Origin of the sequence: Brevibacillus sp. M2.1A, assembly GCF_013284355.2 — a bacterium.
GTDB lineage: Bacteria > Bacillota > Bacilli > Brevibacillales > Brevibacillaceae > Brevibacillus.
The window spans coordinates 2,602,211-2,620,671 of sequence record NZ_JABSUY020000001.1 but is presented as its reverse complement, the minus strand read 5'-3'; the positions used below and the strand labels follow the sequence as shown (position 1 = coordinate 2,620,671).

General features: G+C 43.0%; 25 protein-coding genes. 10 read left to right on the top strand and 15 right to left on the bottom strand.

The window, feature by feature from the left end; all coding sequences use genetic code 11:
- Positions 1–3: 3 nt before the first annotated feature.
- The 10 genes from HP567_RS12725 to HP567_RS12680 form a co-directional block, all read right to left on the bottom strand.
- Positions 4–645, bottom strand: a complete 642-nt coding sequence (locus HP567_RS12725; protein ID WP_173608404.1) for a hypothetical protein — start codon at positions 643–645, stop codon at positions 4–6.
- Positions 642–1,202 carry a hypothetical protein gene (locus HP567_RS12720; protein ID WP_173608405.1) on the bottom strand — a complete coding sequence of 187 codons (561 nt, stop codon included), beginning with the start codon at positions 1,200–1,202 and terminating at the stop codon, positions 642–644. The genes HP567_RS12725 and HP567_RS12720 overlap by 4 nt, the downstream gene beginning before the upstream one ends.
- Before the next feature lie 96 nt (positions 1,203–1,298).
- Positions 1,299–2,594 (bottom strand): site-specific DNA-methyltransferase, encoded by a 1,296-nt coding sequence (locus tag HP567_RS12715; RefSeq protein WP_173608406.1) that lies wholly within the window; start codon positions 2,592–2,594, stop codon positions 1,299–1,301.
- 16 nt (positions 2,595–2,610) lie between these two features.
- Positions 2,611–2,814, bottom strand: coding sequence for a hypothetical protein (locus HP567_RS12710; protein ID WP_173608407.1), 204 nt, complete (start codon positions 2,812–2,814; stop codon positions 2,611–2,613).
- A 70-nt stretch (positions 2,815–2,884) separates the two neighbouring features.
- On the bottom strand, positions 2,885–3,106 hold the full coding sequence (locus HP567_RS12705; protein WP_173608408.1) for a hypothetical protein: 222 nt from the start codon (positions 3,104–3,106) through the stop codon (positions 2,885–2,887).
- A 44-nt stretch (positions 3,107–3,150) separates the two neighbouring features.
- The gene (locus HP567_RS12700; RefSeq protein WP_173608409.1) at positions 3,151–4,062 is read right to left on the bottom strand and encodes a DUF6973 domain-containing protein; all 912 of its coding nucleotides are present in this window, start codon (positions 4,060–4,062) and stop codon (positions 3,151–3,153) included.
- 666 nt (positions 4,063–4,728) lie between these two features.
- Positions 4,729–5,091, bottom strand: a complete 363-nt coding sequence (locus HP567_RS12695; RefSeq protein WP_173608410.1) for a hypothetical protein — start codon at positions 5,089–5,091, stop codon at positions 4,729–4,731.
- A gap of 275 nt (positions 5,092–5,366) precedes the next feature.
- Positions 5,367–5,981: a hypothetical protein gene (locus HP567_RS12690; RefSeq protein ID WP_173608411.1), complete on the bottom strand. Its 615-nt coding sequence runs from the start codon at positions 5,979–5,981 to the stop codon at positions 5,367–5,369.
- Between the two features lie 185 nt (positions 5,982–6,166).
- Complete coding sequence (locus HP567_RS12685; RefSeq protein WP_173608412.1) at positions 6,167–6,553, bottom strand: ArpU family phage packaging/lysis transcriptional regulator; 387 nt, start codon at positions 6,551–6,553, stop codon at positions 6,167–6,169.
- A gap of 116 nt (positions 6,554–6,669) precedes the next feature.
- Positions 6,670–7,002, bottom strand: coding sequence for a nucleotide excision repair endonuclease (locus HP567_RS12680; protein ID WP_173608413.1), 333 nt, complete (start codon positions 7,000–7,002; stop codon positions 6,670–6,672).
- A gap of 207 nt (positions 7,003–7,209) precedes the next feature.
- Here HP567_RS12680 and HP567_RS12675 point away from each other — a divergent pair, with 207 nt between their 5' ends.
- Together HP567_RS12675 and HP567_RS12670 are read left to right on the top strand one after the other, a co-directional pair.
- A complete protein-coding gene (locus HP567_RS12675) occupies positions 7,210–7,668 on the top strand; it encodes a hypothetical protein (protein WP_173608414.1) in 459 nt (152 codons plus the stop codon).
- A 187-nt stretch (positions 7,669–7,855) separates the two neighbouring features.
- On the top strand, positions 7,856–8,326 hold the full coding sequence (locus tag HP567_RS12670; protein WP_173608415.1) for a hypothetical protein: 471 nt from the start codon (positions 7,856–7,858) through the stop codon (positions 8,324–8,326).
- Between the two features lie 135 nt (positions 8,327–8,461).
- Here HP567_RS12670 and HP567_RS12665 read toward each other — a convergent pair whose 3' ends face one another.
- Positions 8,462–8,668: a hypothetical protein gene (locus HP567_RS12665; protein ID WP_229088002.1), complete on the bottom strand. Its 207-nt coding sequence runs from the start codon at positions 8,666–8,668 to the stop codon at positions 8,462–8,464.
- 209 nt (positions 8,669–8,877) lie between these two features.
- Here HP567_RS12665 and HP567_RS12660 point away from each other — a divergent pair, with 209 nt between their 5' ends.
- From HP567_RS12660 to HP567_RS29980, 4 genes are all read left to right on the top strand, one after another.
- A complete protein-coding gene (locus HP567_RS12660; protein ID WP_173608416.1) occupies positions 8,878–9,027 on the top strand; it encodes a hypothetical protein in 150 nt (49 codons plus the stop codon).
- A gap of 304 nt (positions 9,028–9,331) precedes the next feature.
- Complete coding sequence (locus tag HP567_RS12655; RefSeq protein ID WP_173608417.1) at positions 9,332–9,658, top strand: hypothetical protein; 327 nt, start codon at positions 9,332–9,334, stop codon at positions 9,656–9,658.
- Between the two features lie 29 nt (positions 9,659–9,687).
- Positions 9,688–9,999, top strand: a complete 312-nt coding sequence (locus tag HP567_RS12650) for a hypothetical protein (RefSeq protein WP_173608418.1) — start codon at positions 9,688–9,690, stop codon at positions 9,997–9,999.
- A gap of 72 nt (positions 10,000–10,071) precedes the next feature.
- Positions 10,072–10,314 (top strand): GNAT family N-acetyltransferase, encoded by a 243-nt coding sequence (locus HP567_RS29980; protein ID WP_370648070.1) that lies wholly within the window; start codon positions 10,072–10,074, stop codon positions 10,312–10,314.
- On the opposite strand, the gene HP567_RS12645 is transcribed toward HP567_RS29980, so the two are convergent.
- A complete protein-coding gene (locus HP567_RS12645; RefSeq protein ID WP_229088001.1) occupies positions 10,288–10,749 on the bottom strand; it encodes a sigma-70 family RNA polymerase sigma factor in 462 nt (153 codons plus the stop codon). The two genes, HP567_RS29980 and HP567_RS12645, sit on opposite strands and share 27 nt — an antisense overlap.
- Before the next feature lie 537 nt (positions 10,750–11,286).
- On the opposite strand from HP567_RS12645, the gene HP567_RS12640 reads away from it, so the two are divergent.
- Complete coding sequence (locus HP567_RS12640; RefSeq protein WP_173608419.1) at positions 11,287–11,484, top strand: hypothetical protein; 198 nt, start codon at positions 11,287–11,289, stop codon at positions 11,482–11,484.
- Between the two features lie 18 nt (positions 11,485–11,502).
- Here HP567_RS12640 and HP567_RS12635 read toward each other — a convergent pair whose 3' ends face one another.
- Genes HP567_RS12635 through HP567_RS12625 form a run of 3 tightly spaced genes read right to left on the bottom strand, consistent with a single transcriptional unit; the run spans position 11,503 to position 13,783 of the window.
- The gene (locus HP567_RS12635; protein WP_173608420.1) at positions 11,503–11,973 is read right to left on the bottom strand and encodes an ankyrin repeat domain-containing protein; all 471 of its coding nucleotides are present in this window, start codon (positions 11,971–11,973) and stop codon (positions 11,503–11,505) included.
- A gap of 37 nt (positions 11,974–12,010) precedes the next feature.
- Positions 12,011–12,439 (bottom strand): immunity 22 family protein, encoded by a 429-nt coding sequence (locus HP567_RS12630; protein WP_173608421.1) that lies wholly within the window; start codon positions 12,437–12,439, stop codon positions 12,011–12,013.
- Positions 12,440–12,457: 18 nt separating this feature from the next.
- Positions 12,458–13,783: an SMI1/KNR4 family protein gene (locus HP567_RS12625; RefSeq protein ID WP_173608422.1), complete on the bottom strand. Its 1,326-nt coding sequence runs from the start codon at positions 13,781–13,783 to the stop codon at positions 12,458–12,460.
- Positions 13,784–13,967: 184 nt separating this feature from the next.
- Here HP567_RS12625 and HP567_RS12620 point away from each other — a divergent pair, with 184 nt between their 5' ends.
- Genes HP567_RS12620 through HP567_RS12610 form a run of 3 tightly spaced genes read left to right on the top strand, consistent with a single transcriptional unit; the run spans position 13,968 to position 18,456 of the window.
- Positions 13,968–15,668 carry a molecular chaperone HscC gene (locus HP567_RS12620; RefSeq protein ID WP_173608423.1) on the top strand — a complete coding sequence of 567 codons (1,701 nt, stop codon included), beginning with the start codon at positions 13,968–13,970 and terminating at the stop codon, positions 15,666–15,668.
- A complete protein-coding gene (locus tag HP567_RS12615; protein WP_173608424.1) occupies positions 15,668–17,716 on the top strand; it encodes a J domain-containing protein in 2,049 nt (682 codons plus the stop codon). The genes HP567_RS12620 and HP567_RS12615 overlap by 1 nt, the downstream gene beginning before the upstream one ends.
- A 20-nt stretch (positions 17,717–17,736) precedes the next feature.
- A complete protein-coding gene (locus HP567_RS12610; RefSeq protein WP_173608425.1) occupies positions 17,737–18,456 on the top strand; it encodes a DUF1266 domain-containing protein in 720 nt (239 codons plus the stop codon).
- Positions 18,457–18,461 lie beyond the last annotated feature (5 nt).

The following is an 18,461-nucleotide window of genomic DNA, read 5'->3' as shown; positions in this document are numbered from 1 at the left end:
CCTTTAAATCGGCAGATCAGAATCATCGGAAGGAGTATAGGCATAGCCAAGTGTTCCGCCGATAGTTCCTTCTAAATTGGAGAATCCGCGATTTTCATCTACTTCTGTCTCGCTTCCGCTTGCAAATTCAAACGTTCCTGTGAGCTCGATTTCTCTGACGCGTACCCCCGCAACTACTGTTTTTTGAACCAGCCGGACAAATTGCCCTGGCGGCATTCCTGCCTGATTAATAGCTTCGATAGGTAATCGGATGATACTGATTCCAGCTGGCTCGGGATCAACAGGATCATTCCACGTCTCTTTGATCTCGATCTTACTAGGGTCAGTGGAAAGCGCCAGCGCTAGGATGCGGATGATCGTATTAATGTCCCCCGTGGAAAGGTTGCGAGCGATTTTCGACTTCAACAGGATACGGTAAACCTCATCCGTGGCCACTCCACGGGGTTGATTGACGATGGTTCCAATATTGTCTAATGTGGTGCCTTGTGCCTCGTCAATGTCTCTCCATGCTTGTATCCGTTCATGCGTCTCTTCAACCTGCCGGATCTGCTCAGCCAAAATGGCAAAGAGTTTGCCGAAAATGCTGTTTGGGGTCTTCGCGAACACATCCATTAGCTTTTGAAGAAAATCCTTTGAGGTAGTCATGATTGGATCACCACGCTGATTTTATCGAAAGATGTCTGGGCCACTTGGTGCGGAGCAATTGCGATGTTTCCTTCCGTCCACGTAGTGCCGTCTTTGCTCAGCTCAACGATCAAATCCGTGATTCCTTCCACTTCTGTTCGAACAGCGACGAGAGCAGAATGGATGACTGGCATACCAAGGTTTAGTCCTGTGTAGATGATTCCATCCTCGTCTTCGCCACCGATGTATTTGATTGCAGCTGTTTTAAGCAAAGAAGCCCCATCGGAGGGGAAGCTCGTAGATCGAACCACCGTCATTCGCAACTGAATAGGCACTTCAATGGCATATCTGAACCTTACGATGTGTTCAAATCCTGCGTCATCTTTTACGGTCTCGGTCTGATTGCCATACGGTTCGATCCCTCCGGCTTTGTTTTCAAAAATCGCCTCGGCAATCTCTTTAGGATCTCCACCAAGCACGTATATTTCAATTGATTTCGGAGGACGGCCATCGCTGTCAGTAACATTTTTGTAGTTCTCAACGACTGCTGCAGCTCGTACGCCCGTAACTTCCAGCATCGCCTTTCTAATGGCCGGAACCGTTGCTTTCCCGCGCCCCTCAGAAGATATAGAGAAACGCTCTCGAAATTCGAGAGGAGTCTCTAGGTTGCTATTTTAAGCAGCTTCTCCAAGTCTTCTTATGAGCACAGGTTCAATGCCTGTTGCTTCGAAGAACCTCCTCTTGATGACATCACAGAATTTCGTATCAAGTTCCATGGTTCTACAGCTACGCCCCATTTGTTCGCAAGTCATGAGTGTTGAGCCGCTACCGCCGAAGAGATCTACAACGATGTCACCCTTTTGACTACTGTTACCGATAGGAATTGCCAACAATTCGAGTGGCTTTTGGGTTGGATGAACGTACTTGCTGACGTCACCACGTGAGATCTCCCAGACTGAATCTGGCTCTTGTTGCTCACCTAGTAGACCTGACCGCCAAACAGTAGTCTGCTTGCGATCCCCATACCATGCCGGTACTTGTCCTTTCAAATACGCGTAGAATACTGGTTCATGTTTGAATTTGTACTGAGCAAATCCAAAGGTAGCTGCATTCTTTACCCAGACACATTGCGTACGGACCACAATACCTGCTTCGTTCATTTTCGTTTCAAACTCACGTTGATAGCTGGACGGATGGAATACATAAATAGCCGCTTTGTCATCCATTAGCTCCGAATAGTTCTGAAATGTGTACCCTAGAAACTCCTCAAATTTCTCCATTGGCATATCATCGTTCATGATGCTCGCCCTGCCATCTGCAGCAAGCTCTGAAGAATCACTCTTGAATGCAACGTTATAGGGCGGGTCAGTTACAACCAGGGCGGCCTTTACTCCATCCATTAATGCTTGGACATCATGTCGACTGGTAGAATCTCCACACATCAGTAGATGCCTTCCTAGTCTCCATATATCTCCCTGTTTTGTCTCGGGCTCCTGGATCTCACCTAAAGCCTGCTGAACATCGAAATCATCGTCAACGACCGGCTCCTCTATATGGATATCCAGGTATTCACTAAGTAGTTCCGTGACTTCTTCATCGTCAAAACCAGACAGTGAGATATTCAAATCACTTTCCTTGAGATCAGCCAGTACATAAGCTAACTTCTCCTTATCCCAATCCCCGCTGATTTTATTCAATGCTAGATTGAGTGCTTTTTCCTGGTTGTCATCCAAATCAACGACTGAGACCTCAACCTCTGTGGCCTGCTGTTCGTTAATGAGGATTTTTAAACGCTGATGGCCACCAACGAGGTTTCCTGTTCGTTCATTCCAGACAAGAGGCTCAACATAGCCAAATTCCTCGATGGACCGTTTCAGCTTTTCGTACTCAGGATCACCCGGCTTCAGGTCGATGCGTGGATTATATTCTGCAGCTCTGATCATAGAGACTGAAATTTTCCGTATGTCCATGCTATTCAGTCCTTCCTTAAGACACAGTAAGAATGAAAAAGCCAGCCTTAGCGAGTGACAGCTTTCTGAGCCGTCGCTTTGCCTTTTGGCTGGCTTTGATCTTCACGAATTTTGAGCTGCGGCCTACAGGTCGAAAAACTTTTACAATCTCGTCAGACCGGCGCAGCACTTCCTCCGTGTAGTATATTTCTCCAGTAGTTGAGTCGACATACTGGCGCACTACATCTCACCCACCTCCATAAAAAAAGCACAGCTAAATTGCTGCGCCAAAGTTGTACACACACTGTTAATTAACTACAACATACAACATAGTCTGCTTTGTCTTTCTCATTTAACCAAAGTGATCCGTCTTTTTCTACCCTAACATCTAAACCGTTTTCCTTAAGGTACTTTACATATTCAGGGGGAGCAGTTTCAGACAACTTATAATATTTCTCCTCTTGGTTTAAAAAAAGATAAGTTAAGCTGCCAAGGAAAAAGAAAACTAATGTAAAAACGATTAATTTTCTCACAATGTTCCCCCTCATAATCCTTTTTTCTATGTGTTTACTCTTAATTAGTATCTTGGATCGTTTTCATAATCAGATGATTTACCAGTGAATCTAGTTAAATCTAGCTTATTCCAATCCCGTGGGTACTTATCCCAGTTTTTCAGGTATTTCAGCTTTCCGCTCTCATATAGTTCATGGGCTGATTCCCTCGCATCAGTAAAGTGATCATTAAAATCCAATCCATCTTGAGCAGCTTTATATCTGCCTTCATCATTGTTATGGAGGTCCATTTTCACATGAGGGTTATTTTTTGAGTAGTCTGCTGCCCCTAATTCATGGGCAGTCGCCCAATCATCAGCCCACTGATCATTAACCAACATTACCATTGTGATGTTCCAGTACGCGTGTCTAAAGGCATCATTTTTGCCTCCAGGCCATTTTGTGCTACCAAATAGGTAATCAGTATAATCGTAAGCTTCCACTCCAGCCGCAATAGACCAATATCCTCTTTTCGGATTATCATCAAATAATACTTCTTCGTATTCATTTAATTTAGGGATATCGTAATCCTCTAATTCATATTCACCATCACTTTTAGCAATCCTTGTTTCTGATCCTTCTTTACTATACTTTTTTGCAGTTTCCATAAAAAATTCATTTAATTCTTCTTCCGTTGCATCAGGATTATCTTTTTGATAATTACTTAGTTCTTCCCCAATGACTTTAAAATTTCTTTTAAAGTTCTCATTCTTCAAATAATTATGTGCACCTTCATAGTCCTGATCATCTTTGCTCAATGCTATGTAAAGATAAGAATCTTCTTTATCATTATTTTCTAGTAAGCTGATGACTTGTTGCTTCTTTAGCTTTTTACCTTTTGAAGAATCCGTCGTTTCTGCAAAGGCACCTCCTGAAAGTATAGCCATGCTGGCTGTAGCAAGTGACAAACCTGCCAATAACATTTTCTTTCCTGACATAAAAATACCTCCCTTTGATTTACGGTACAAATTTACTATAAATTCCATTTTTTACATGTAAAGCATTTTCCTACAATCCACACATTAGTAACAATTTATAATAGGTTTCCACACAGCAACATTTAGTTTATTTGATATTGAGAGGTACTGGACAAGGGGCGAGAAGCCGAAGCTTTACATCTCGCATGTAATCCCCTGTCCGGTATATCCCAGCAGAGTAATTCGCGATTTTCTAAAGCTCCGAGAGGGGTTCCCAAAACTTGAAAACCGCTGTAACACAATGCAAAAAAAATAATTGCATGGTTCCCTGCTACGCTCGTCGCAACTGGTGCGTTCAGGCTCAGAATGTCCCCCTCTCGTAAGGTCACATTCGTCATCACCCATAGATTCGCTCAGGTACGCCATTGATAAGGGATAGACGGTGTCTCCCAAGAGCAGTTGATGCTTGCTCTTGACTCAAGATTACCGATTCCACCATTTCAAATCGTCCTGCCTTTTATCCCCGGTTTTGTCCGGGTTTTATCCTACCATTTGTCGAGGTTTTTTAAGAGCCTCACCTATATTTGATCTACAGTCAAAATAATAACCACCTCAAAGGTGGTTATTTGCGCTACTATATTCAGCTATCGAGCTCCGTTAGGTCAATGACCAGATTGGTTGTTATGTTTAGCGTTTAATAAACGGTTCATAATCCTTTTGGAACGATAATTTTGTTTCCTCGTATGTCGGAATCTCCAGCAACTCTACATTGTCTATCTCCATATGCAAAAATTCTTTCACAATTATTCTTACACTTTTTTTAATCCCATCGATGTCCCAAGATGTTGACAGCTTGGACCACATATCAATGTAAATTGGTTTGTGACCATTTTCATTTATTGGAGCAAAGTGGTTAACTTGATGTAAAACATCCTCAGAATCTCTTGGATATATATAGCTGTAATGAACATCGTTTTTACTATTTAAGAACTCCTCAATTTCATCACAGTATTCCTTATCCTCAGTCTTATCAAGTTCCTTTTCTAACAAATTTTTTAGGCACTTTTCGGTTGTAAGCTCGAAATACCCTAAAAAATTTTTTTGCTCTTCATCAGCATAAAGTGTAATTTCATCGTTACAACTTTTATCACATAATCCGTATACTCCATACCAAAAAAGGCAGTGTCGAACATGAACATATACAATATCTATAACTTTCCCAACCCTTCGTTTGTTGTCGAATCCTGCCCGTTAGCTAAACAAAAGCTGCCGTTAAAACCTTGGAGCCTTCTCAATTTCTCTCTTATTCTTAGCTTGTTTTTATTCTATTCAATTTTAGAAGGAAATGATATTTTCTCTTCAAAAACATCTTGATCATTTACGTTAAATAGAAAATTACGAATGATTTCCGGCTCTTTATAATCATCCAAAGTAACATATTGTTTTGCAATTTTTTTAGAATCCTTTAAATTCTCATTTGTTGGTTCTAGGAAACTACAATCAATATAAAAATCCCTAATCTCAAGTAGACACGAAAGTTCATAAGACTGGACTCCGTGTACTCCGTTCTCAAAATCCATTTCACATTTCATCGACATTCTTATGTAGCGTTCCGTTCTCTCACCAAACTCCATGTTAGAAATAAAGACTGGACTATAATAATAAGACAACAAAACTGATGCATCAGGCATTGGAACTTCGTAATCCTCGAAAGCGATGTCGGTAAACTCGTAAGCCTTATTCTCCAAATCCCTCCAGCTCCGAACACCTGGTAATTTAAGAAATGCAATATTGATCGTTGTATTTATTGGGTTCTCTATACATTCATTTCCTTCAAGTTCAAAGGGACTTAAATTTACATCGATTGAATGATAAAACTTCCCATCATATAAATATGAGGAATACTTACCGTTTAGTGCTACTAATTTTACAGGTTTCATGAATACCCCCAGCATTTTCACGATATTTTTTTTGCAGTAATTAGTTTGATTCTACATCCAAAAGTTGGATTTTTCATCAGATAAAAAACACTCATTCTGGCTAAAAAATGAAAATTTAGCGCAAAACTGCCTGTAGAGTAATATCGTTAGATAGCCGATGCACACTTGTTTAATAAAAAAAGCACTCAGATCATCCCGAGTGCCGTAGCAATTTGCATAATTGCCTCTTTCTTTTTTGTATAGAATTGGTCTTTTGTCAGACCTAAGTCAAGATATACGTTGATGTCTTTTACTCGTGATGTGCTGAGATACTTCTCTTCAATGATCTGACGCTCTACTTCATCCAACGAGTACTTCAATGCCCTTTCAATCTGTCTTGCTTTCAACTCATTCGTGGACTCAGACTTTTGAAGCCGTGGAAACAGTTGATCGATACCCTTCTCCTGTCGCTCCTGTTTATTTTGTACAGCAACACGAAGGGCCTTATACTCTTTTAATGCTTTGACAACAGCCTTTCTGACTTCTTTTTCATCTACTGGTTCCAGAAATGACAGTTGCTCTTGTGCGCTCATCTTTCCAATTCCCCCTCGTTGTTAGCCCATGATATAATTAGATTAGGCGAACATATATACGGGCTCCCGCCTGGGGGCTTTTTCTTTTTTACTCCCGAAATATTGTGTTAAGCATACTATTCTAAGTTCAAATCAACATTATATCGTGGTCTCGGATTACTCCTCCCGATCATGTATGCCTCGTAAATTGCCCTATCAACTGCATCTTCTACATAGATAATTTGTATTTGTGAGACTTCTTTATGCCATGCCATCGTATCTTTGTTTTTACCCGTTGTGTGACTTCGTACCCTTCTGCGTAAATTTCCCGATTTGCCTACCCATAAGAGTTGATCGTGTTTGTCAAACAAAGCATAGATCCCACCTCGATGCCTTGGTATAACTCTAAGACTTTTAATGTCTCTGTAGATAATAATTTCTTGATAATCAGGCACTGTGATGTTGATCATTTTAGTCTCCCTCCTCTTCGCAATTTCTCTTATGTTAAGCAGTCTGGATAAACTCGGGGTTGTCGTAGATGTTTTCCAATCTTCTTTACTTCCTTCCGCCCACCACCGCATCTAGTGCAGCCTACACCGAAAATACATTTACATTTTTGGTAAAATTTGTAATAATACAATCGTATCACAATAAAGTTATTTAAGGGAGTTGTCACTATGAAGAAAATGTCCATTCTCTTAGCTTCACTAATGGCAGTTACTTTGCTCGTTCCCACTGTATCGTCTGCAAAAGCAATTTCAAACCCTACATCATCAGTTATCACTCAAAATACTCCGCCCGATGTAGAGGTTTTCTCCCCACCATCAAAGGATCCGTACAACCCTACAATCCTAAAGTACGGAGACCCAATTTTAATAACGTGGTCTCAAACAGATCCTGATCCAAATACTGTTTTTAAAACCTTCTGGGTTGAGGTCATTGATAATGATACCGGTCGTGTTTATAGTTCAGGAGTTCTACCACAAAATACAAGCAATAACTTTCAATCCTTTGTGATTCCAAAAGACAAATTACCAAGTAATAGACTTCTGTACGTAGGTGTTAGCATACAGGATGAAGCTGGTAATTGGAATTATGGTTCCAGTGTGAACTATTTTAAAATTCAACAACCATAAACCGATTTTGGTAACTTTATTTTTGATGCCTTTTAATGCCAATTGACAGGCTTCCTTTTCAGAAGTGTCAGGCATACGGAGCTTTCTCCCATACTCCAGTTTGTAAAAGAAAAGATATTTATATTTTTTGTAAAAATTAATGCAAATTACACACGTGTTCTTTACTAGATTTTAGGAGGTTACATTTATGAAGTTAAAGAAACTGATATCAATGATCGGACTGACAACCTGCCTACTTTCCATGTCTTCTTCTGCATTCGCTTTAGGTACTGCCATAGAGCCTGATAGTATCGACTCACCGAATTATTTTCAAGGAATTAATGATGATTTTGAAGGTACTCTTTACAAAGCATATCCAGAATTTGAAAAACCAATGGATCGTGATTGGTTTCAATGGACAAACGACACAGGCCAAGGAAAAGCATTTTATATTAACTTCGACACCTATCAAAATCGCAGCCTAGACTACCAGATTCAAAGTTTGTATGTTGGTGGTCAATCACAACAAGTTTTAAAAGATACTGGACGCGAATCCTGGTACGTATATTTGCCCGCTGGCGAAAAAATTAAAATACAAGTTTCTTCCCAAGATGCAATGAGAGTGGACCCCAATGTGAAATACCGCATTTCCTTAAGTACGCATCCATTGGCTTATTAAAGAAATGTTAGATTTGCTGTAAGATTTAGAGGGCTGCTAAAAAACGTGGTATATACAGCCCCTCTAAATCACTTCCTTTCCAAATCCCTCTTCCTTTAACATACCTTCACTTGATTTATCACAAGTAATGAAGTGTTAAGTCCATACCTCTTTGACACGAATGCTTTCAGGATCGATGTCTTCGTTCTCGCACAGTTCTATCAAATCAACCGCTATTCCGTTAGATAAAAGCGTTACGTCGAGACCACCATCGTCCAGAGCATATCGACCGATCAAATCTTCGAATTCTTTGATTTCGGTGAAGTGTAGCAAAAGGAGCAGCTTGTCGCCGCGCCAATCCAATTCCTTGTCTTCACAAAACTTGCGCAGATCTCATTCCGGCATTTGCCCCACTCCTTTACAAATCGTGTGTTGTGTTACCCATTTGGAAGTACCAGCTTCACCATCCTTACTCTCTACAAAACTAAATATCTATTAATGTACTTTACTAAAAACCGTTATTAAGTTACCATTTATTGTAAATAAAACCATATTATCAGGAGGGACTAACAATGCAAAAACAAGATTTGTTTGATTTAGATGTACAGGTTAAATTCGTAAATCAAGTTAAAGATGGATTTCCATTGTCTGAGTATGGTTGTACTGGTGGATGCCCAACTTTTTGGCAATGCCCAAATTTTTCCTACAACGGCTACTGCTAAGCAAATTATAAGTTTTAAAATATTAACTCACTGGCGACAGTGGGTTATTGTTTTGTCTTAAGTAGGTAATTGAACCATTTTCCTCAATTACCGTTGTGTTAAGCAGCCACTTTTATAGCAGCTTGGCAGATCGATATTGGTAATGACTTGCACTCCTAGTATTCGATGAAAATAAAGTTTGAGACTGAAGACAATTTACCTTAACGGGCAGGATTGATTTTTTTATTTCACGAATACCTTATTATGGGAATTGCAGTATGAAAATTAAGTGAAACTGCAAACAACCAGATAAGGAGTTCACCAAATGAAGAAACCAGTAATAACTTTCTTATTAGCCATGATTCCGAGTATAGTTACCATACTCTTATTGATCGAATACTTTCCTTATACAGGTCTTGGCAGAATTGTAAGTATTCCAATAACATTAATTTTAAATATTGCTATTTTGTTATTCTCTCTGCTTCTCACTCAAAAATTAAAATCAAGAGGATCCAAAAGTTTTATTTGGATTGCAGCCATAACCATAAGTGTGTTGATTGCAGTTCTTATGCATCCACAAGAATACTTACCTAGTGTTTTAACGCAACTTCGAGATCTGATAATTTCTCAGTTAACTACAGTGTTAATATAGTTGAATATTTCCAAAAAGCAGGTGCTCTAATGAACGATCTAAAAGCATTGTTAACACAAGATCAAATTTCAGAAATCGAACTTTCTAAAGAGATGTGTAACGGAATGAGTGTAGATGGTGAACCAATTATTTGCTTCGAAATTCTCTCCAATATCCTTCACAACAATTTGTCTATTCGAGAATTGTCAAAAGACGAAATCCATACTGTGCTCGTACAGTTAAAAGGTTACAAAGACTTTTGGAAAGATGCTATATGGTTTCAAAGCAGTAATATTAATCAGATATACGTTGTCTTTAGGGAACTAGTAAAAAATACGCTTCGTGAAGACAACCTAACTTGAACACTGTACACATTTTGTTAATTGAAATTGCTTCTACTTTCAATCAAACCTGTTTTTATTTAACATTGAACCATCGTTATTGTTGTACTTTCGGAGTTTCAAAAAGTAGGGATAGGGACAAGAATTATGGACAATCTCATGTCCTATCTTAAACGGAATGCTCCTGATAAAGCTTTTATAGGTCACTTTTCTTCTGTCGAAGGTAAACATCTGTATGAGGAATACGATTTTAAGAAGGACCCTGCTTTGACAGGAATGTCTCGAGTAGCGCCAGTTGTTGGTGGTGTATCAGGACCTGGGGCTCGTCCTATGTAGGAAGAAGGGCTTCGTTATATCTTTCAATTTTTGGGGAATCTTAATGGTTCCCTTTTCTTGCGCTAAGCTCTTGATGCACCCTTTTGACATTACTATCTCATTCTCAATACAACGCGCAGCATACGTAGCCAGCTTGGTGCCCTTATCCACCTGATAACTCTCGATTGCTTTGATCAGGCCGATGGTACCGATGGAAATCAGATCTTCACTGTCCTCACCCGTGTTCTCGAATTTCTTCACAATATGCGCCACCAAACGCAAATTGTGCTCAATCAGCTTGTTGCGGGCGTAAGGGTCGCCTTTGGCCATGAGTCGGAGGTACTTTTCTTCTTCGGTGTCCTGAAGCGGTTGCGGGAAGGCATTGTTCTTGACATAAGCCACAAAAACAAGAAGTTCTTTAAAAACAAGGGAAAGCGCCGCGATAATGCTGGACATGGCTGCCACCTCCACGTCTGGAATAGCTTACTTCTATCCTTATGTGGGCGGTCGCCTATATGTGCATGTACGCTAAAATAACCGAGTGAATAAGCGAATCCTTCTTTGTACAAAGACGTACTCGGTTAGTGGCTGATTAAACGAAGGTAAATGAACACGAGCGAGTCAGATATTCCAAAAACCGCATGGTCATCCCAATCGTCTTTTATCGAAATAATTTCAAGATTACTTAATTGCGGTTGTAAAAATTGAATAAACTCCTCAGACACACCATCTTCTCTCAGTTCCTTATTCTACCATCGACAATTAAAACGCTATCCAATGGGAGATAAATGACGTAAATCTCCCTCTGGCTTAGTTGAAAATGTAACCATTTTTCGGCGAACACCTCTGTGTATTCAACTAAGTTTTTTATGTTGTCGGGCATATGAGCCTCCCTATCGTTTTCGTTACAATATTTTTAAAAAATTATATTTTTTGGTACAATAATCCAAACGAATTGGCATATCTAAACCAAACTTATTGGAGTGGTCACCCATGCTAGATTTTGGCGCTGTGTCGATCGAATGGGGTACTTTACTCATTCTGCTCTTTGTCTTCCTCATGCCTTTAGCCCTTTTCATTGCTTGCTGCATTTTCATCGTAAAACGCACAGGAACCAAGCAAAAAGCCTTCGACGAGCTGGAAAAACGCGTCGCAGCACTCGAACAAGAAAGAAAGCGTCCGAAATTATAACGGACGCTTACCTTTCCCCTATTCAAATAATGCCATCATCTCTTCGTCTTCTCTCTCGCGCGCTATATCGTATGGTGTTTGCCCCTCTATGTCCTTTTTGTTAGGATTCGCACCTTTAGCCAGCAGCAACTCTACCACATCCACACGCTCCTCTCCATCCGCTACCTGTGTGTGCAGCGGGGTACTTCCATCATGAGCGCTGGCATGTATGTCTGCACCGTGGGCGATGAGCGCCTCTGCAACCTCTGGATAGAGTGCAATATGCAACGGGGTAATGCCCTCATCGTTTTTCGCATGAACATCTGCTCCCTGTGCCACCAAGTACGCAATAAGGTCGACATCGTCTGTCATCACAGCTCCATGCAGTACGGAAAACTCATACTCATCCTTTTCATGCAGCAATTCCGGCTGTTGCGTGACGATCTTCTTTACGAGCTCAATATCTCCCAGTTCAGCCGCATCGTATAAATCTGCGAATTTGTAAGCCATGTCTGCCTCCCCTAACTTATGTATTCCTCCCTGTTCCTTACCGCTCCTCTGTTTCAAAGACAAGTTTGGCGAGCAGGACCAGCGGTGAGTCTTTTTCTTGCCCATCCTCAGTGAGTTCGAACAGTTTTTCGTTAATCGGACCGTACCTCGATTCATTGCCGTACAGCAAAATGACATGTGGGTACTTGCCAATCTCCTCTGTTAGCTTTTTCGGCCATTCTTTTCTGTCGAGTGTTGCATTCATCGCATATTCGTTTTCCAAATACGTCAAAAAGTCCGCTCTGGCCTCTGCATCCTGTACCTCATGCACTTCAAAAAAATCCTCGTCTACCCATTCAAGACCCGATGCTGTTAAAAAGCCAGACGGTATCACTTCCCCGTCCTCGTCGTAAACCGGAGTCAGAAAATCCGCTAGCTCATCAGAAGACTGCAAGGTTGTTCCCCATACCGTTACCACATTTCTCATTGTAATTTCCCCCCTCGTCTACTGCTTTACTGTTTCCAAGGAAGAGCGAATGCGATCTACACGCTCCTTTTCCTTGCGCAGAATGGCTTTCTCGTACGCTACATCCAACAACCGATTAATTTCTTCCCAATTCGCCTCACCGGAAGGCGATTCACCGCTTGTCAGCATTTTGCCCCAAGCACTTAATGCAATCTGCCGCTGTGCTTCATTTCCGTCCAGCCAACGAATCAGATCATCCCATTGTGGACGTGACACCGCGAAAAGCTCATCCCAGCCTTCAATCGGGTACGCCACATGCGGTTCCATCCATAAAATGACTTCTCGGGAGCGAAAGTGATGCAAATGACTGTTGGCAGCATATCCTACCAAACATTCTTTTCTGGCAACGACTTCATCCATTTCAGCCAAAACTCGCTGTAACCCCTCTTCTTCGGGCAAACAAGCTGCCGTTACATATGCACGCAAGGTTGAGCCTATACGTTCATAATGTGGCCCGGACTTCCATAGCGAGCGCACCCAGCCCTCTGCCTTCTTGCCTACTGTCTCGACAATGAGCTGGCACCAAAGTAACAGATTGCTTGATGAGGTTTCCTGCTCGATTTGCGTTACCCATTTTTGTAAAACTGGCTCCCAATCGTACTGAGTAAATGCCTCTTGGATACGCGAATCTCCTGCACCATGCATTTTGGCAAACAAGACTAGCTTTTCGAAATCTTGTGCTGCCTCTTCAAAGGTTAGCGTCCGATAGATTTGCAGCCATTCTTTCCACTCTTGTGCGACTTGTCCCTCGACATCGAGTCCATCTGCACCGGCGAGTGCTTCATAATTCCAGCACTCTGCCCCAATACAGCCCAGCTCCGTGACCCGCTCTATGAACTCTGTGAAGCTTTTGCCGAGCAATAGGAATTCGTCTGTCTCATGCCCCCAGGAATAAACGGGCGGGTCATCCACGCCTGTCGACAAATCGATGAGCAGCATGTCGCCATTCCCGCCGACGTGAAAACAGAGATACCTTTTCTCGTCCTCACTCTCTTCGTCCCCACCAAAGTACGGCCACTCAAACGCATCCAATGACCATCCCAAATCCCCACTCAGCGAAAAAGGGTCTAACGCTCGAGATGGCAACGACCAATTTATTTGAACCTGACTACTGCCCGCAAGCAAAATAGTCCGGATCGTCGCGGGAAATCTGATCCCGAGACTTTCCTCTCTACTCTCGATTTCTTCCAGCCTTGCTGGTGGTTCTATAGTGAGCGGCCAAACCTGAGCACCTTGTCGCTCCATATCATGCATAAGTAACTTCCACGTTTCAAACCACTTTTCCATTCGCTGCTGCATTGGCATAACGACCTCTCTCGTCTGTCGTTTTCTATCTTAGGAATTCTATATCTATTTTCGTTATCTAAAATTCGATTTCATATCCTACTAAAGCACCAATTATATCCATTTTTTTCATGGTAAAATTATCTACAAAGTAACTATTTTTGCCGATATTAGTAGAAAAAACTCGGAAATGAGGACCTAGCTGATGACCACCATAGGAATTGATTTGGGCACGACGAACAGTCTGGTGGCCTACTGGACTGAAAATGGACCCGTGCTCATTCCAAACGCGCTCGGAGAAACACTGACTCCTTCTGTTGTCAGCGTCGATGAGAATGGCGAGATCTTGATTGGAAAAATCGCCAGAGAGCGTCTCTTGACTCACCCAGATCGAACAGCTTCTACCTTCAAACGGTTTATGGGGACAGAAAAAAGATACCAACTGGGGAGATATTCCTTTTCTGCCGAAGACCTTTCCTCCTTTGTGATTAAATCTTTGAAGGCGGATGCAGAGGCTCATTTAGGGCATCCCGTTCACGAAGCGGTTATCAGTGTGCCTGCCTATTTCAACGACACACAACGCAAAGCAACCAAGCGAGCAGCAGAGCTTGCTGGACTAAAAGTGGAGCGCTTAATCAGCGAACCGACTGCTGCCGCGATCTCATATGGGCTCCATCAGGAGGAATCGGAGACACAATTCCTAGTATTCGATTTAGGTGGCGGAACGTTTGACGTTTCTATTTTGGAAATGTTCGAAGGTGTGATGGAAGTAAAATCAATCGCTGGAGACAACTTTTTGGGCGGCGAAGACTTTACCGATCTGATCGCCTCTTATTTCATAGAAGCCCATCGACTCGATATCAACACGCTGGACAGTAAAGCGCGTTCGTCCATTCACAAACAAGCTGAGTTGTGCAAGCGTGCCTTGTTTGTGGACCAAGAAGGGAAAATGAGTGTCAATATCCAGGGAGAGCTGGTTGAATCGACTCTCAGCCGGAATCAGCTGGAAGATCTCGCGTTTCCCCTGCTGCAACGACTGCGTCAGCCAATCGAGCGCGCTTTGAGAGACGCCTCCATCTCACCTCGGGAATTGGACGCAATCGTGCTTATTGGTGGTGCGACGCGGATGCCGCTTATCAAGTCCATCGTAAGCAAAATATTTGGGCGACTGCCCTATTCCCATATTAATCCCGATGAGGCTGTTGCATTGGGAACAGCGATTCAAGCAGCACTCAAGGAACGCAACGAGGCGTTAAACGAGCTAGTTTTAACAGATGTTTGCCCATACACACTCGGTACGGGTATTGTACAAACCATGGCAAACGGCAAACACGAGGATGGCTACTTCTTTCCGATCATCGAGCGCAATACGCCAATCCCGGTCAGCCGGGTAGAACGGTTATACACCGTTCTCGATTATCAACGCTCCATTCTCGTTGACGTGTATCAAGGCGAAAGCCGACGGGTCGAACATAACCTCAAACTTGGCGAACTGGATGTAAAAGTTCCCCCTGCCAAAAAGGGCGAGGAGTCTATCGATGTTCGTTATACATATGATATCAACGGGATTCTCGAAGTCGAAGTGACTGTCGTATCTACAGGGGTCAAAACCAAGGCCGTCATCGAAAAAAACCCGGGCAGCCTTTCACCAAAAGAAATTGAGGAGCGTTTTCAAGCCCTCCAAAACATTAAGATCCACCCCAGGGAACGAACCGAAAATCGATTGCTTCTGGCAAAAGGCGAGCGTATGTATGAAGAAGCGTTGGGCGAAAACCGTATGATCATTGCGAATTGCTTACGCCGATTTGAAAGTGTCCTGTCCACCCAAAATGATAGAGACATTGCCAAAGCAGCAGAAGAATTGAAGCAACAGCTGGACATGTTTGAAGGGTGGAATGAGTATTAATGGGGATTTGGGAGATTCTCGGGATTGAACCGACGGACAATCCTGCCCAGATAAAAAAGGCTTATGCCAAAAAGTTGAAGGTGCACAATCCGGAAGTTGATCCTGAAGGATTTCAGCGATTGCGAGAGGCATACGACCTCGCCCTGAAGTTCACGGGCAATGACAAGCGGAATCGCAGGATCGAAGAAACGCCCCTACCTGAAAAAAGACAGCTGGATAGTGAGGAAAATCATGAATCGCAAGAAGAGACGATTCACCTCCAGCCGCCGAGACGACAATATGAGCTGTTGCATTCGAAACCAGCAGAAGAAGAGCAGCCTACCTACGATCCACCGCAGCGGCTCACACTGTTTGACAGGTTTTTAGAGGAAACAACGCAAGAAGTAGTCTCTGTAGAAGAAACCCCTATTCCCAAGCGGTACGATTTCACGGAGAGCTACGATCATTCCGAACGCTCCATGAACCCCGATGATATGGTGGAGCGTTTTTTCCGCCGTACGCAAATGTTGTACGACAACTATCACGAGCGTATCCAGCTTGAAAACTGGCGTGAGTTGCTGAATGACGAGGCGATGTGGAATGTCGGCTGCCATCAACTCATCGATACGCGATTTCTCCACTTTTTAGAAGAACACTATCACTTGCCTCATGAGGTGTGGAAGTTGCTCGATTCCCATTTTCAATGGCGGGAGAAATCGGAAAAGCTCGCAAGCCAGCTCTCAGGACGTTTTGTCGCGTACCTGAACGGCCAGCTCAATCAGACCTTCACGCTGCGTTACCACTCTTTTGACAATCGCGATGACCTGGATATTGAAGCGTTTCTAGAATGGCGCAGCGATGCGTTATTTGCCCTCATGGAGAATGATTGCGAATCGGCTCAGAACTATTTGGCAAAAGCACATGCTCTGTACGCGCTTGACCCCGATTTGATCCGTTTACAGGGCGAATATTTTTTGCGAACCGGAAATAAGAATCGAGCCTTTCATACCTTTGATCAATTGATACGTCTTGACCCAAATAACATCGATGCGTATTTGTGCCGAGCCCGACTTTTCCTCGAAAAGGGAGATGCCGCCGATGCGATCAAAGATTGCGAGGAAATCCTCACTCGCATGCCAGAACTGTGGGACGCTCGCAGCTTGCTAGGGAAAGGTTATCTTCAGCTGGGCGAATGGGAGAAGGCTCAAGTGGTTTTTCAGGAGATGCTTTCGCATAATCCCTCCGATATCGACGCAAAGATAGGTTTGACGCAAATACATTCTCCGTTTAACAAGAGGTCCGAACCGGCTGTGAACAAGCAAGCCAAAGCCGCTAGAAGAAAAACGTTGAAAGCCCTCGGGCTTCCTGGCAAGCTAGCAAGGTTCAAGCAATTTTTTTCCCTCTACACGAGACGTAACATTTGGACGATTATTTTTCTCCTTCTGCTCCATTACGCTATGTTTGCTGTCGTATCCATGAAGCTGGAGATGACTTCGGAGCAGATGTTTGACTCCTTGGTCAATAAATATAATCCTGTCCAATTGAAGACGATGGATGAGTTGAAACAAACTCGACTTGGCTACCAGGTGGAGTTTACATTGACCAAAGCATCTTATATCAATTTGCTCCGCGTCTATGACACAGAGAAGCATCCCGAGCCAAAAGCTGAGTTCATTCCTGCCGCCAAAGCCGAAGAGCGAGATCTGTTAAACTCTGAGACAGGCTATGTAAATATAGGTTATCTGGATCAACAAGCGATCATTGTCATTACGGACTACGACCATGCCAAGGAAATTCATGACAAGCAATCCATAACGATGCGAGGCACGCTGAAGGCGATACCGGATGGGGAGATGTTGCCTGTCATTGTGAATGCTTTGGAAAAACGAAAGCACCCCTACCAGTCGATTCTTTTGACTGATATGTATATCAATGCCAAGCCTGACTTGGAGGAAAAAGGATGGACGGGATCATGGCTTCTGGGCATTCTCGCGATGATTTCCATGTTGTATTACATCCGCATCATTCGTGAGATTCCCAAAACTCGCAAAGCATTGACATTCCACTAAAGGAGGCAGAGACGACTTCCATGACAAAAGAAGCAGAAAACGAAAAAGAGATCGACCCAAAGTTAAGCCGCTACTTGCATGCCCTCTCCTCTGTTTGCCTAAATCAGAAGCGGCTCGCCTATTATTTGGCCATCCACGAATACAACCGCCTGCGCGATACGTTTTTGCGGCTTCGTATTGATAACAGATGGGATACCGGGGACGCCGTGAAAACGAAAGAGCGCTTAACTTGGTTTTTAGAGCATGGGCGAAGAATTGAATTTGATCGGCATCGCCACGTATTATCTGCACTAAGCGCTGCCAATCGCTCCAACTACATCGCGTCCTTAAAAAAAGGGGATATGGAGTCAGCCCGGCAGTTGATCGTGTACGCGTACATGAACAGACTCCCACATGCCGGCATTGCCGCGTTTGATTATGCCTGGTATCTCATTATTTGCAAAGCAGGCGCCCAACAGTCCTACCTTCCCAAGGCAGATGCCGTAGAAGGCATGCTGGACGTAGCCAAGCGAATCCAACTCGCTTATTCAAGTTGGGAAGAGTATTTATTTGCCTATGCATGTGGCAATCTATACGATGAAGCAGGCGCGTCTAAAAACACGAGTAAAGCAACCGAAGCTCATATTTTGAAGCTCCTGACGGGTAAGTACAGTCCCATCCGTGAATTTGACTGGAAGTTTGATCTCACACCTTACCTGCCCTCACCCCAAGTACAAAGCGTGCCTTCTTTTAGCAGTTAAGCTTA

Bases quoted from the DNA above. Each gene is read 5' to 3' on its own strand.
- HP567_RS12725 (WP_173608404.1), bottom strand. From the start codon at position 645: ATGACTACCTCAAAGGATTTTCTTCAAAAGCTAATGGATGTGTTCGCG.
- HP567_RS12655 (WP_173608417.1), top strand. From the start codon at position 9,332: ATGAAGAAACCAGTAATAACTTTCTTATTAGCCATGATTCCGAGTATA.
- HP567_RS12625 (WP_173608422.1), bottom strand. From the start codon at position 13,783: ATGCCAATGCAGCAGCGAATGGAAAAGTGGTTTGAAACGTGGAAGTTA.
- HP567_RS12675 (WP_173608414.1), top strand. From the start codon at position 7,210: ATGAAGAAAATGTCCATTCTCTTAGCTTCACTAATGGCAGTTACTTTG.
- HP567_RS12640 (WP_173608419.1), top strand. From the start codon at position 11,287: ATGCTAGATTTTGGCGCTGTGTCGATCGAATGGGGTACTTTACTCATT.
- HP567_RS12645 (WP_229088001.1), bottom strand. From the start codon at position 10,749: ATGTCCAGCATTATCGCGGCGCTTTCCCTTGTTTTTAAAGAACTTCTT.
- HP567_RS12630 (WP_173608421.1), bottom strand. From the start codon at position 12,439: ATGAGAAATGTGGTAACGGTATGGGGAACAACCTTGCAGTCTTCTGAT.
- HP567_RS12610 (WP_173608425.1), top strand. From the start codon at position 17,737: ATGACAAAAGAAGCAGAAAACGAAAAAGAGATCGACCCAAAGTTAAGC.
- HP567_RS12700 (WP_173608409.1), bottom strand. From the start codon at position 4,062: ATGTCAGGAAAGAAAATGTTATTGGCAGGTTTGTCACTTGCTACAGCC.
- HP567_RS12670 (WP_173608415.1), top strand. From the start codon at position 7,856: ATGAAGTTAAAGAAACTGATATCAATGATCGGACTGACAACCTGCCTA.
- HP567_RS12650 (WP_173608418.1), top strand. From the start codon at position 9,688: ATGAACGATCTAAAAGCATTGTTAACACAAGATCAAATTTCAGAAATC.
- HP567_RS12660 (WP_173608416.1), top strand. From the start codon at position 8,878: ATGCAAAAACAAGATTTGTTTGATTTAGATGTACAGGTTAAATTCGTA.
- HP567_RS12720 (WP_173608405.1), bottom strand. From the start codon at position 1,202: ATGCTGGAAGTTACGGGCGTACGAGCTGCAGCAGTCGTTGAGAACTAC.
- HP567_RS12690 (WP_173608411.1), bottom strand. From the start codon at position 5,981: ATGAAACCTGTAAAATTAGTAGCACTAAACGGTAAGTATTCCTCATAT.
- HP567_RS12685 (WP_173608412.1), bottom strand. From the start codon at position 6,553: ATGAGCGCACAAGAGCAACTGTCATTTCTGGAACCAGTAGATGAAAAA.
- HP567_RS12680 (WP_173608413.1), bottom strand. From the start codon at position 7,002: ATGATCAACATCACAGTGCCTGATTATCAAGAAATTATTATCTACAGA.
- HP567_RS12615 (WP_173608424.1), top strand. From the start codon at position 15,668: ATGGGGATTTGGGAGATTCTCGGGATTGAACCGACGGACAATCCTGCC.
- HP567_RS12715 (WP_173608406.1), bottom strand. From the start codon at position 2,594: ATGGACATACGGAAAATTTCAGTCTCTATGATCAGAGCTGCAGAATAT.
- HP567_RS12620 (WP_173608423.1), top strand. From the start codon at position 13,968: ATGACCACCATAGGAATTGATTTGGGCACGACGAACAGTCTGGTGGCC.
- HP567_RS12635 (WP_173608420.1), bottom strand. From the start codon at position 11,973: ATGGCTTACAAATTCGCAGATTTATACGATGCGGCTGAACTGGGAGAT.